This is a genomic window from Pseudoalteromonas sp. CO348, from assembly GCF_004208845.1.
Taxonomy (GTDB): domain Bacteria; phylum Pseudomonadota; class Gammaproteobacteria; order Enterobacterales; family Alteromonadaceae; genus Pseudoalteromonas; species Pseudoalteromonas maricaloris.
The window spans coordinates 30,475-42,679 of the sequence record NZ_SGPI01000024.1 but is presented as its reverse complement, the minus strand read 5'-3'; the positions used below and the strand labels follow the sequence as shown (position 1 = coordinate 42,679).

At 42.9% G+C, this 12,205-nt stretch carries 12 protein-coding genes; 6 read left to right on the top strand and 6 right to left on the bottom strand.

Going from position 1 to position 12,205, the window contains the following annotated elements; genetic code table 11:
* Positions 1-4 precede the first annotated feature (4 nt).
* Entirely contained in the window at positions 5-2,209 is a 2,205-nt protein-coding gene (locus EXT48_RS12385; protein WP_240703382.1) for a CapA family protein, read from the bottom strand.
* Positions 2,210-2,499: 290 nt separating this feature from the next.
* Between EXT48_RS12385 and tyrR the strand changes: the two genes are divergently transcribed.
* On the top strand, positions 2,500-4,056 hold the full coding sequence (tyrR, locus tag EXT48_RS12380) for a transcriptional regulator TyrR (protein WP_130126705.1): 1,557 nt from the start codon (positions 2,500-2,502) through the stop codon (positions 4,054-4,056).
* Between the two features lie 24 nt (positions 4,057-4,080).
* On the opposite strand, the gene EXT48_RS12375 is transcribed toward tyrR, so the two are convergent.
* A complete protein-coding gene (locus EXT48_RS12375; RefSeq protein WP_130164636.1) occupies positions 4,081-4,647 on the bottom strand; it encodes a hypothetical protein in 567 nt (188 codons plus the stop codon).
* 200 nt (positions 4,648-4,847) lie between these two features.
* On the opposite strand from EXT48_RS12375, the gene EXT48_RS12370 reads away from it, so the two are divergent.
* Positions 4,848-5,381, top strand: coding sequence for an acyl-CoA thioesterase (locus EXT48_RS12370; RefSeq protein WP_045989626.1), 534 nt, complete (start codon positions 4,848-4,850; stop codon positions 5,379-5,381).
* A 74-nt stretch (positions 5,382-5,455) separates the two neighbouring features.
* On the opposite strand, the gene EXT48_RS12365 is transcribed toward EXT48_RS12370, so the two are convergent.
* Positions 5,456-6,106: an OmpW family protein gene (locus EXT48_RS12365; protein WP_130164635.1), complete on the bottom strand. Its 651-nt coding sequence runs from the start codon at positions 6,104-6,106 to the stop codon at positions 5,456-5,458.
* 260 nt (positions 6,107-6,366) lie between these two features.
* Here EXT48_RS12365 and dapE point away from each other — a divergent pair, with 260 nt between their 5' ends.
* The 4 genes from dapE (at position 6,367) to EXT48_RS12345 (ending at position 9,406) form a co-directional block, all read left to right on the top strand.
* Positions 6,367-7,548: a succinyl-diaminopimelate desuccinylase gene (gene dapE, locus EXT48_RS12360; RefSeq protein ID WP_130164634.1), complete on the top strand. Its 1,182-nt coding sequence runs from the start codon at positions 6,367-6,369 to the stop codon at positions 7,546-7,548.
* A gap of 155 nt (positions 7,549-7,703) precedes the next feature.
* A complete protein-coding gene (locus EXT48_RS12355) occupies positions 7,704-8,150 on the top strand; it encodes an Hsp20 family protein (protein WP_010607857.1) in 447 nt (148 codons plus the stop codon).
* 113 nt (positions 8,151-8,263) lie between these two features.
* Positions 8,264-8,710 carry an acyltransferase gene (locus EXT48_RS12350; RefSeq protein WP_239980561.1) on the top strand — a complete coding sequence of 149 codons (447 nt, stop codon included), beginning with the start codon at positions 8,264-8,266 and terminating at the stop codon, positions 8,708-8,710.
* Positions 8,711-8,737: 27 nt separating this feature from the next.
* A complete protein-coding gene (locus EXT48_RS12345; protein WP_130164633.1) occupies positions 8,738-9,406 on the top strand; it encodes a hypothetical protein in 669 nt (222 codons plus the stop codon).
* A gap of 56 nt (positions 9,407-9,462) precedes the next feature.
* Here the strand turns inward: EXT48_RS12345 and EXT48_RS12340 are convergent, their stop codons facing one another.
* From EXT48_RS12340 to EXT48_RS12330, 3 genes are read right to left on the bottom strand one after another with little or no spacing between them, the layout of a single operon-like run.
* Positions 9,463-9,975: a hypothetical protein gene (locus tag EXT48_RS12340; protein ID WP_130164632.1), complete on the bottom strand. Its 513-nt coding sequence runs from the start codon at positions 9,973-9,975 to the stop codon at positions 9,463-9,465.
* Positions 9,972-11,150 (bottom strand): peptidyl-prolyl cis-trans isomerase, encoded by a 1,179-nt coding sequence (locus tag EXT48_RS12335; RefSeq protein ID WP_130164631.1) that lies wholly within the window; start codon positions 11,148-11,150, stop codon positions 9,972-9,974. Before EXT48_RS12335 ends, EXT48_RS12340 begins: the two co-directional genes overlap by 4 nt.
* Positions 11,150-12,160, bottom strand: coding sequence for a phospholipase (locus EXT48_RS12330; RefSeq protein WP_010370794.1), 1,011 nt, complete (start codon positions 12,158-12,160; stop codon positions 11,150-11,152). Before EXT48_RS12330 ends, EXT48_RS12335 begins: the two co-directional genes overlap by 1 nt.
* Positions 12,161-12,205 lie beyond the last annotated feature (45 nt).

The following is a 12,205-nucleotide window of genomic DNA, read 5'->3' as shown; positions in this document are numbered from 1 at the left end:
TCTCTTATTGCTGGCTAAAAGTGAGACTCAGCTCAGTCGTCTTCGCTACTTTTACTTTGATAAATTCTAGGCCATGGATTTGTGCGCTTTGCCACTGACCGTTTTGAAGCAGCACAGGGCGTTGCCACGAGATCATCGCAATATCATCTAAAAATAAGGCACTTTCACCACTACTTGGTGGCGCCATGGAGAGGCCAAACTGGACGCCACGAGCAGGCAATCCTTCATCGCCAAGCACAACGGAATCGTCAGGTAAGGTAATATCTTGTCTAAACGTTTGCCACTCATAACTACCTGCAGGCTTTAATCGGGGCGTTGACTCAGAAAAGATAAGGCTATCTTCTGATGTCAAGATACGAATATCAGCCTTAAACTCACCAGCGTTCTCTCCTTTGGCATAACCAAAGAGCGAGAGCTCATGGTAAGCCTGTGCCGTGCTCGGTGCTGGCGTAATAGGCATGGTACGAATTGTGTGTTTGAACGGCACACGCGTTGGTGTTTCGTTAAATTGCGTTCGTTGTAGACAAAGTCCTTGTACGCCACGATATTTGCCGACTAAACATGGCGCGATATCCTCGGCCTCAATTAACCAACGAGAGACTTCCCCTTTTTCGTTATCGCTGTCCCAGTCTTCAAAATCCCCAAAGAACAATAAGTCTCTACCAAGCACAATCTCTGCTTGAGCATCACTAGCCGTGAGTTTGCTAAGGAACTCAGCACTGCTTGAATATTGGCGTAAATCGACAATATGCTCACCGGCTTCTAAGGTAATAACTTGTTGCTCGGTTGCTTTTGCTTGAACCGGTTTATCAAAGGTGACTTCTGCAAATCCCGGGCGCAATGAGATACCAACTTCGGGTGAAGAAAATTCAGCGATACGCTTTAGTAGGGCATTGGCAAGATCGCCACTTACAAACTTAGGAACATAGTCTTCTAGATAAACGGGATAGGCTTTTAGTGCACTGATTTTAGGTGTGCCTGCAGTTTCTAACTCAACCACAGCTATCAGTCCTAAAAAGGTTTCAAGACGATTTTGCTCAAAAACAAAGTTGCCTAGTCCAAGTATGCTTGGTACGCCATTGTATAAGCCAAATCCTTGCGCAACGTGAGGGTGATGCGCAATCATCAAGTTAGCACCATTTTTGGAAAGTAAATCAAAGCGGTTTGAAATATACGCCGTTGGTGCGTATGAATACTCGTCACCGCCGTGAAGCTGAGCCACAACAAAGTGGCCGTTGTTACTGGCTTGCACCACCGTTTCTTTCATGCCATTGGTATCTGTTAGGTCGGCAGCTCCCCCTTTAGCATCTGATGCCACATAAGTGACGGTATGTTGATCGCCTGTAATAGAAGTCGCAGACACAAAATCTATGGTTGTTTCACCAAGGCTTAGGCTATAGGGCTTAAATGCCTCTGCCGCGCTTGTGCCCGCGCCACTGTGTTTAAGTCCCGCTTGCTCGACGTACTTCAAGGTGTCGTTCAGTCCAGATGCTTGATAGTCATAAACGTGGTTATTGCCAAGTGCGACATAGTCAATACCCAAATCATTGAGGGCAATTAATGACTCTGGCAGACTAAAAAATGCAAACTCTTTACTTGGATGGACCGTGGTTGGGTTTTTTAGGATTGGAGACTCCAAGTTAACCGAAGCAAAATCGATATGTTTAAATAAAGGATGCATAAACTGCACCAGCGCTTGGGCATCAGGTCCTGCGCTTTGGGGCTGGATAAGTCCGTCAGGGGTGCTGGGCAATGAATTCCCCATGGTAATGAGGTCAGGGTTGAAATAACGACGCCCAAACATGGTATCACCCGCAAAAAGTACGGTTTTTAGCGTGCTCGACTTTGCTTTTAGTTCAAGCGTGAGCTGCTGTTCATTGTTACTTTGATTCGCTAAGGTAAAAACCAAGGGTAAATAATCGGGGTGAGATATTTCTGCAACATAAGCGCCGTATGCTAGAGTCGACAGGTCAAATACACCATCGCTATTTGAGGTAAATGACAGACCATTTATCGTGAGGTTGGCATTGGCGATGGGCATCGCTTTTGTGTTTTGCAGCAACACGCTTAAGTTGGGCGTCTCGTTATCCCTATCTTGTTGGCTTTTATCTTCATCCTTATCTATTTGTGAAGGACCTGTTTCATTTGGGTCCTCTACTGAGCAGGCCGTGAGCGCAAATAGTAATACTAAATTTAAGATTTTTTTCATTGTGGCCAGCCTGCTTTCAAAAAAGATACATTATCCAATTCTTTAGTATTATATCTGTAACTCTTTATGCGTTGCAATCCTTTGAAATGGAATGTAAGTTTCCAAATCAAAAACTTAACAAGCGCTGAAAAATGTCTTAAAAAACAACTTTTTTCAGTTCTTCATTAGTATAGGACAAGAATTTGCGAGGATAGCTAAAATTCTGTTCAATATTCTTTACGTTTTTCTAGTCGGCCAGCTATTCTTAGAGTATGATCTCGTCAATTGTGAAAACCCGCTTTGAGGAACAAATGCGTCTAGAGATACATTGCGCTGACCGTATTGGTATTGCCCAAGAAATTCTCAATATCTTGGTGAGTTACCGTGTCGATTTGAAAGGTATAGAAGTCGATTCAGTAAATTGTCGAATGTACGTGAGCTTTCCACCCATCGAATTTGAACAGTTTCAGAAGATCATGCCTGAGATCCGCTTAATCGATGGCGTTGAAGATGTTCGTACTACAGCGTTTTTACCGTCAGAACGTGAACATAATGAGCTGAATACTTTGCTCAGTGCGTTGCCTGATGGTGTAATTTCTATCGACGCTAAAGGCTGGGTACGTCATTGCAATGACGCAGCTTGTCGCGACCTTAACATGGTTGAAAAGGAAGTGATCGGTGCCAACATTAACAACCTTTTGAAAGGGTTTAACTTTACCCGTTGGTTAGAAGGTAAAGAGGTGTTAGGTCAGACAACCCGTGTCGAAGTGGGCGGGGAAGATTTTATTGCTGATATTTTGCCAATTTCGGTGCCCCAAGGGAGCGAAGGCGATGTATTAGCCGGTGCGGTGATTAACATTAAATCGCAGTCGCGATTAGGGCAGCAAGTCAGTGCGTTTCGTCGTTACGGTCAAGAAAGTTTTGCGACGATTCATAACCACAGCACAGCCATGCGTAGAGTCGTGCGTGAAGCCAGAAAAATGGCACAGCTAGAAGCGCCAATTCTGATCACAGGTGAAACTGGTACGGGTAAAGAGCTATTGGCTAGAGCATGTCATTATGCGTCTAACCGTTCGTTAAAGCCGTTTATCGCGCTTTCTTGCGCTTCGCTGCCAGATGATGTTGCCGAATCTGAGCTGTTTGGTTATGCAGGCTATGAAGAAAATGCAGCGCCAAAACGTGGTGTATTAGAACAGGCTGATGGTGGCACGGTATTCCTTGACGAAGTGGGTGAAATGTCAACCCAGTTACAGACTAAGTTACTGCGTTTTTTACAAGACGGTACATTCCGTAAAGTCGGTGACGAGAATGAAGTTAAGGTTAATGTTCGCATCATAGCTGCAACGCAAAAAGATTTACCAGCAATGGTGCAAGAGGGCGTATTTAGAGAAGATCTCTACTATCGCATTAACGTGCTAACGCTTGAAATTTCTCCGCTGAGAGATAGAAAAGCAGATATCGGGCCTTTGGCTGAGCATTTTGTACAAAAATATGCCCAGCAAAATGGTCATCCAGCGCCAACACTTGCTAGAGAATGTATTGAGTTTTTAGAGAATTACCCTTGGCCTGGTAATGTGAGGCAGCTAGAAAACGCCATTTATCGTGCGGTCTCGTTGCTTGATGATAAAGAACTTCGTACTGAGCATCTAAACTTACCGACCTTTACCCATGACTTAGGTTATTTGGAGTCTGATTTTGAAGGGACGTTAGACCAAGCGGTGAAGCGATTTGAAGCAACCTTGTTGCGCAAGCTTTACCCCGCTTATCCGAGCTCAAGGCAATTGGCTAAACGTTTGGGATTAAGCCACACAGCCGTTGCCAACAAGCTGCGTGAGTATGGGATAAATAGAAAAACAGTCAAAGTATGATCTAAAGGCCACGCAATGTGGCCTTTATGATTTAGTTCCCATGTCTTTTGTCACGCCATCTACCTTAATATTCTTAATGCCATCTTCTTCAAAAGAGAGTGTGATACTCACGTTATCTCGCGCAAAGAAGTAATCTATCCCATTTACCGTTAAAACGTAATTACCCTTTACAGAGTCGCTAAACTCTTTTTTCACAAGAGAGATGTGATGATCTGCAATTTGCCACTTAAATTCAGAAATAAAACCTTGATTGAATTCTTGGATCCACACGCGGGTATCGTCTTTACTCAGTGTAATGGCAACTGAGTAAGACTCTGGTAGTTCAGACATGTCATAATGATTTGCACCGATGCGAAACTGTTCAGTCTGTTTGTTCCAAGCAAAACCAAACTCAAACGCTTTCTCTACACCGGTTGGGTAGGTTAGCGCGCCTTCTCCTTTATAGTCAAAGTCTGCGTAACACATACTGGAAAAGGCAAATAAGGTGGAACAGGTAACAAGGGATAATTTTTTCATTGACTTCACTTCAGCTATTTTACTTAATTTGAGGCTCGCGTATGTAACAACCGAACTCATTGTTTTTAAGCTCATTTTATGGGCCTTTCTGGTCATGCTAGCAAGGCGTTCATTTTTTGAAGCTCAGGTTATTAATCTAGTTTACCGACAGCATTACCGCAACCAAGGGTCAAAGTAATGTATCGGTTATAGACGCAAGCGTAGCAAAATAATCACTTTAGAATATGAATTGCTATGCTAGAATCGAAAAATTATTAACTGGTAAGACCATTGTTATGAATTTGTATTTTCGTTTACTGCTGCTGTTTTGGAGAATAAGACAGAATAAACAAACAGCAGATTCCATTTTGTCTCCGATAGATATTGAGTACCGCGCCCTGCCAAGCGATTGCGATATCAATATGCACTTGACTAATTCACGATATCTCGCATTTATGGACTTAGCACGCACTTGGATGACAGAGCGAGTTGGGTTATTTGCAGCTGTGATGAAACGCCGCTGGTTTCCAATTGTGAACGCAACGGCGATTACTTATATTCGCGATATCAAGCCGCTGCAAAAATTTACCATTACCACTAAGGTGGTGGGATGGGATCACAAATACTTTTACATTGAACAGCGCTTTCATTCTAAACGTGGACTGCATGCAATTGCTTATGTACGTGGGGTATTCAAGCGTAAGGGTGGGGTAGTTGCGGTCGAAGAAATGCTCGAAGTAGCTGGGTTTAACGATGAAGTACCTATTTTATCTCCTGAGATTATGCATTGGAAAGCCATGTTAGAGGCAAAGAAAAACAGTAATCTATAAACTATAAAGGCCACATCTGTGGCCTTGGGGATTGAGAAAGTAACAGTAAATCTGTGATTTAAACCATTTAGGTATTAGAACTTATATTTCACACCGAACATGGCCACAACAGGGTCTAGCTCAACGTCAGATGTCAGTGCCTTTACACCGTTAGCGTAAACTGTTGCATCGGTATTGATGTCAATTTTAGAGATCATGCCGTGCAGGCCCCATTTTTCATTTAAGTCGTAGTTAAAGCCGATTTGTAATGCAATACCAAAAGAGCTATCCAAATCAACTTCTACGTCGTTAGTGTTTAATGTTGCTTTCAGTGCAGCACTTGGCTCTTCATCGAAGAATACTGTGTAGTTTAGACCCGCGCCGATAAATGGGCGAAACTTAGCGCTTGCATCAAAGAAGTGATACTGCGCAAGTAGTGTTGGTGGCAAGTGTTTAATGTCTGCGATTTCAGCTCCTGCTAAGCCACCAGCACCGTCAACTGTGTGAGAAAATGGTGTTGCCGCAACCAGTTCAAATACGATGTTATCGCTGTAGTGGTAGTCAAGCGTGATACCTAGCTGAGTATTTGAGTCAGCAACTAGACCAAGAGAGTTATCTTGATCAATTGCAGAAGCCGAATTGTCAGGGTTTACGTTAATAGCACCAACATTAACACTGAAATTTGCGTGTGCGAAGGGAGCAGCAACTAGCAGAGTAGATAAAAGTGCAGCGCTTAAAGTTTTCATTTTCTTCTCCTAACCCTATGTGAGGACATTTTTTAAACTGTGAAACAGTGTGTGTTTTCAATGAAGCCATCTTAAAAGGGTTCAAAAAATGAAAAACTGTTCTAGATCAATTTTTAAATTGTAAGGTTTCAGAAATTTTTGAAAGTTTGATTTAGATTAAGTTTTCTCGATGTCATTAATTTGCATTAAAACTGCAATGCTGTGGTCAAAGTTTCATCTTTAAATAATTGCTAGATTTCACCTACAAATCATTCTTAGTTATGTCTCTAGCAACACAGTATCAAAACCTCAGTACTTCCTACGTCACAGAGATCTTAACGCGTTTGATCCAAGCGCCTTCGGTTACGCCTTGTGATGCAGGCACTATCGCGTTTATGTCAGAGGAACTCGCCGCGCTGGGCTTTACTATTGAGCGGTTTGAGGTGCAGGGAGTAAAAAACTTGATTGCAAGTTATCGTTTCTCTCAAGGACCGACTTTTGCTTTTTCTGGTCATGTGGATGTCGTACCTGCAAATAATAAAGGCTGGATTGTGCCACCATTTAGTGCGCAGATTATTGATGGCGTGATGTATGGACGCGGTGCTGCAGATATGAAAGGTGGCGTTGCGGCAATGCTTGCTGCAACCAAAATATTACTACAGCATCCTGAAAAATTACGAGGAAGCTTTTACTGGTTACTTACTTCTGACGAGGAAGGTGAAGCGGAGTTCGGTTCCAAATTGATTGCAGAGCGATTAGCTGAAAATGGCATCGAGCTAGACGCTTGTTTGGTTGGTGAACCGACTTCACACCAAGTGGTGGGAGATACGGTTAAAAATGGTCGTCGTGGGGCGATTTCTGGGCGTATTCAGGTTAAAGGAAGAGCGGGGCATGTGGCTTATCCAGAACAAACGGTAAATGCAGCTCATATCGCTGGTCAGTTGGTTAGCCAGCTCGCGCTTTTACCTTGGTGGAAAGACGAAGCGGGATCGCAAACCACGCTGCAAGTCACTGGGATCACGGTACCAAATATTGTGGATAATTTAGTACCAGCAGAGTGTGAAATCACCTTTAATATTCGTTACAGCCATGCCTATAAGAGCCAAGAAGTTGTACACTATATTCAAGAGTCGCTGGCTAAATCCGGTGCTATGTTAGCGATCAGTTGGGAGCGGCCTTGTGAGTCGTTTTATACCGGCGCGAAGCAAGAAAACTGTTTCTTAACGCTGGTAGAACAAGCAATCCAGGAAACAACGGGGCAATATCCGAGTTTAAGTACTGCAGGCGGCACCTCCGATGGTCGCTTCTTTGCGACCGGAAAAACGCAAGTGATCGAATGCGGGGTAAAGAATGATTCAATTCATCAAGTGAATGAACATGTATCCCTCAGCGATCTACATGCCATAGAAAGAATATACTTATCTGTTTTAAATAGGTTTTTTAAAAAAGTTGAAAATTTTTAAAAGAATTTTCTTGAAAATAAATTTGCTGACCATAAATAGCTTTATGAGGACGCCGACAGGGCCTCATAAATTAAATAACTATTTGTTTTGAAAGTGCTTATTGGTTCTTTTTGAAGAGTGAGCACCTATGTATAGCTTTAAGAGGATACAAAATTATGCGTACAGTAGATTTATCACCATTATATCGTTCATTTATCGGTTTTGATCATTTAGCTTCTATGATGGATGCTGCTGCAAGAACAGATAAACAACCTAGCTATCCACCATACAACATCGAAGCGCTAGGTAAAGACAAGTACCAAATTACTATGGCTGTTGCAGGGTTTACCGAGCAAGAGCTAACGCTGGAATCAGAGAACAATACGTTGACCGTAAAGGGACAAAAGCAAGCAACTGAAGAAGCCAACGAGCGTAAATTTATTCATCAAGGGATCGCCGAACGCGGATTCGAGCGCAAATTCCAACTTGGTGATCACGTCAAAGTATTAGGCGCAGACTTAGCGCACGGCTTACTGGTTATTGACCTCGAGCGTGAGATCCCAGAAGCACTGAAGCCAAGAAAAATAGAAATTGGCTCGGGCAACTTGCTTGAAAGCAAGTAATATCAATCTAATTTATTGATTTCCAACCCGCCGCCGTCAGGCGGCTTTTTTTTGCCTAAATACAAAGCATTTGTTATTAGTAAAGTTATGCCTCACTTGGTATCCCTCAGAAAATGAAACTAGGACTAAGACAATACGTAAAAAGACGAAATGGTGTACCACTGGGTCATAGTCAGTCACTAGGAAACATGTTACGGCGTGCTTTCGGCGCTCAGTCTTTCGATGGCTTCTGGGTTTATTGGAATCCTATCTGGAGTTATTACTTGGCGCGCTTCGTATTTCGTCCATGTACAGCGAAAGTGGGGGGAAAACTTGGCTATTGGTTTACTTTTATCGTGAGCGGCGCATTGCATGACGTTATTGTTGGATTAGTAGTGGGAGAAACTATTTTTACATTTACCCCATTCTTTGCTGTACTCGGGGTTGTTGCGCTTGGATTTAAAGTGACGGGGTATCGTTATCCGAGTCAGCACTTTCTCATTGCGTCTTTGTTTAACGGCTCGATCATTGTATTTAGTTTTTATCTAAGTAGTGTTTTTAGCGAGTTACTTGTATGGTAGAAGAAAAATATTGCGTTGAGATGAAGAATGGAGCTAAAAGATAAGCTGATATTGTTGTTGAAATCAGGTGGGTTATCGTTACTCATCGCGGGTGGATTTTATACTTTGTTGTTTCACATGTCCGCACAATTTCATCACCAAGTGCAATTTTCGCCCTTTTCGCAAGATACTGGCGTAAACGCGATGCTAATTTATAGCTTCTTGGTTTTTCTATTTAGTGCCATTTTTAGCTATTTCTTTTTGAAAATGCATGCTGCCCGTCATGATATGCATGTCGATGGCTTAGTTCTGAGCATTAAATATACACACTTAGTGCTTTGGGGAGGTGTTGCCAGTATTGCGATTTATATCTTATTACACATGAATCAACATGTTTTGGTGTTACATCAAGCCAAAGACAGCCACACTTCAGCTCAGCAACTTGAAGCGTTGGTTTCTTATCTGCCTGAAAGTGGAGATGTGATAGATCTTGCGGTTGCACAAAACCCCGCGACGGCACCAAACACGCTAACTTATTTGAGTCTAAAACGAGACTTTGCTACGCACTTAGCACTTGCCATGAATCCAAGTACTCCCAAAAAGGTGCTAGAAGAAATTATTAGCTATTATCACGGAGGACAACAAGATGTAGTCCTCAATGCGGTGATGAAAAACCCTAATGTGGCTAGCGGCAAGGTTCAGCTGCAGGTACGTTAATGGTGTTGTTCTTTGACTGAACGTGTGGGAGACAGAAGTAAAGCCACAGCCTAACTTTATTTGTTATCACGTTCGCTTAGTTCAGTGCGCAATTTACTTTGCATGTCTTTAAGTGCCGTGATTTTATCTCTTGCCTCTTGTAACTGTTGTTGTGGTAATCCCTCTTTAATCCCACGTGCTAGCAGTACTTCTATTTGTGCTACTTTATCATCGACGGCCGCAATATACTGTTGTTTTAGCTTGGCGTCTTTTTGATCCAAGTACGCTTGGTAAGCTTCGGTATCCGACAAATCCCCTTGAAAATCATCCATTTGCTTTTCTGCTTGGTTTATTGGCGGCAGATATTCAGGATCTGTGATTGGCTTAACGGCTTTGGGTGAGGTCTCTGCATTTGGTTTGATAGGAGCATAAGTATTGATTAACGTTTCAGTTCCTTTCTCCTGCTCGGGCTTTGTCTGCGAGGGGGGATTATATGTGGGGTTTTGCCAACCTATGCTGGCAAAACGCAGTGTGAATACAGCGATCACTGCCCCAAGGAATATGACAATCAATGCTTGCCAATACTTCATATTACTGCTCCGCTGTTTGCCGCTTTCCAAGCCATATAATCTTGCTCGAACTTGTGCTGAGCAAACTCTTGGGTCAGTGCCCGCAGTGCTTGGTAGCGTACTGTTTCACTTTTCACATCGTAGTAATCATATACCGGTGACTGACTATACAATACCAGCCATTCGCCACTTGGTGTGCGAATACTAGGTGTTATCTTGCCTTGTTGATTACTAAACGCCAGCTGTGTTTCCCATTTCGGCGTGCTTTGGCGCGTCAGCGGAGTGAGTTGGGCCTGCCATATTAATATCGGGGTATATTTAGCGACGGCTTGTTGCCATGAGTGTGCATTTGCATAATCATTAAATTGCTGTGCGGCTTTTTGTTCGGGAAATTTCGCTGCGCTCGCACTGACTTGCTTGATGTATTTAAACCGCTTCTTATGACGCTCATAATACTTCGCGATAGCACTTTCTGGAATTTCATTTCTTAGGGTATCAACATACTGGCTTGTTGCACCATGCATTTCTTCCTTAACACCAAGAAAGGCCAACATGCTCGGCCTCAATAGTTCTGCGGTTACCACTTGTCGTAACTGTTCTATTGTCAGACCTTGCTTAGCAACATAAGGTTTTGCGGCGGTAAATAGCGCCTGTTGATTGAGATGTTGATTGACAATAGCTTGCAGTAACGCGAGTTCCCCCTGGTGAAGTTTAAAGCGGTTTTGCATTGATTGGCTATGTAATACTTGAGCAAGTGTCAGTGGCGCTGATTTTGTTAGTTGCAGCTGTTGCCATTTGAGTAATTGCTCAGCGGGGTATTGCCCGTCAGCGGGGTACTGACCTAGTAAAGACTGCATTTGATCCTTATCAAATACCAAAGGGTAATGTTTTTTTTCAAGTTGAGAAAGTGCTGGAAACCAATGTAAGAGTGAGCTTGCGAGAAATTTATCGACGTGATATTGGGTGCTGAAACCAACGTTAGATTGGCGCTCCAAAATACTTGGGTTAAGTTGCTTCGCTTGGAATAGTAAAAATTGGTTTTCAAGTAACTGCGCTGTAGTTTGCTTTTTAGATAGTGTTCGGCCTTGCTCAAGGTAGAGTTGGTGAACCAAAGGCGTCAGGGCTTTAGGTATACTTGGTGAGGCAAAGCTTGGTAAGCAAAAACTGCTTACCAAGAAAAGTAAAACAAATCGCATTATCTCACGTCCATCGCGTGATTAAGTAAATGAACCACCATCGCTATCGCATGTGGGATCACTTGTTTTCCTGTATTTACGCGGTCGTAATGATCCTCAGAGTTCAATACGATACCACCTTGTGAGTAGGAGAAAGCGCCACCTTGCGTTAGTAGTGGGCGGATGTCTGTTGAGTTAGTATCAACTGCACTAAAACTATTCATTGCTTGCTTGACCAAAGTAAAGTCATTTAATGATTCTTGATCATAATAGTCTTTCACCCAAGACTCCCAGCCAGCATGATTTAGATCTGATGTTGTCCAAGTATGGTGTGGTTGAAGTAAATCCGTGGTGTGAAATACAAAACCGAGTACTTGTGGGTTCCCGCTTTGCACATAACTTTGGTACCAATACTGACCTAAGTTGTCAATCGGTTGAAAAGGCATTTCTTCAAAGTCATCATACATGCTGTACGTTGAGTGACTATCAATACGATAGTGCTTTTCTGTTATCCCATAACTATCGTATTCAGTGTCATCAGCACTAAACCATCCAGTTTCGCCGCCATGACCATCGTCTAAATAATCGCCTTTTAGCCAAGTCGCCGCCATCGTATCAACAGAGCCCCACACGGTTAACTTTTGATAGTTATAACCACCGAAGTCATTGCCGTGAGTATCAGCTCCTTGAGTATGGTTTTGGAAGTGCCAGTAACTGGTGTATTTCACGATGCTTTCAGCAGCACCCCAAAGAGGTGCCTGTACACAGTCACCCGTAATGGCGCCACAAAAAAACGTATCTTCAAAATCATCGACGTCATAAGCCGCTTGGCCTAGTAAGTTGGCAAGCGCAGATACAGACATACCGTTAGCTTGTGCGTAGGCTTGTAGCTTTGCATATTGTGTTGTTGTCGGGTTTTGCGCCATGTAGTTCACAGCGTCGATTACGATACGCTTATGTGTTTCTTGACTAAATGCGTGGCTTTGACCAGCAGCGACTACTAGCGCCAAAGGGAGTAAATATTTTTTCATGAATTGCCTCTATTGATTTTAATTTATGTGAACGCGAATTTTTCT

Excerpts from the sequence above, each read along its gene's own strand:
- EXT48_RS12385 (WP_240703382.1), bottom strand. The coding sequence starts at position 2,209 with ATGAAAAAAATCTTAAATTTAGTATTACTATTTGCGCTCACGGCCTGC.
- tyrR (WP_130126705.1), top strand. The coding sequence starts at position 2,500 with ATGCGTCTAGAGATACATTGCGCTGACCGTATTGGTATTGCCCAAGAA.
- EXT48_RS12375 (WP_130164636.1), bottom strand. The coding sequence starts at position 4,647 with ATGAGCTTAAAAACAATGAGTTCGGTTGTTACATACGCGAGCCTCAAA.
- EXT48_RS12370 (WP_045989626.1), top strand. The coding sequence starts at position 4,848 with ATGAATTTGTATTTTCGTTTACTGCTGCTGTTTTGGAGAATAAGACAG.
- EXT48_RS12365 (WP_130164635.1), bottom strand. The coding sequence starts at position 6,106 with ATGAAAACTTTAAGCGCTGCACTTTTATCTACTCTGCTAGTTGCTGCT.
- dapE (WP_130164634.1), top strand. The coding sequence starts at position 6,367 with ATGTCTCTAGCAACACAGTATCAAAACCTCAGTACTTCCTACGTCACA.
- EXT48_RS12355 (WP_010607857.1), top strand. The coding sequence starts at position 7,704 with ATGCGTACAGTAGATTTATCACCATTATATCGTTCATTTATCGGTTTT.
- EXT48_RS12350 (WP_239980561.1), top strand. The coding sequence starts at position 8,264 with ATGAAACTAGGACTAAGACAATACGTAAAAAGACGAAATGGTGTACCA.
- EXT48_RS12345 (WP_130164633.1), top strand. The coding sequence starts at position 8,738 with ATGGAGCTAAAAGATAAGCTGATATTGTTGTTGAAATCAGGTGGGTTA.
- EXT48_RS12340 (WP_130164632.1), bottom strand. The coding sequence starts at position 9,975 with ATGAAGTATTGGCAAGCATTGATTGTCATATTCCTTGGGGCAGTGATC.
- EXT48_RS12335 (WP_130164631.1), bottom strand. The coding sequence starts at position 11,150 with ATGCGATTTGTTTTACTTTTCTTGGTAAGCAGTTTTTGCTTACCAAGC.
- EXT48_RS12330 (WP_010370794.1), bottom strand. The coding sequence starts at position 12,160 with ATGAAAAAATATTTACTCCCTTTGGCGCTAGTAGTCGCTGCTGGTCAA.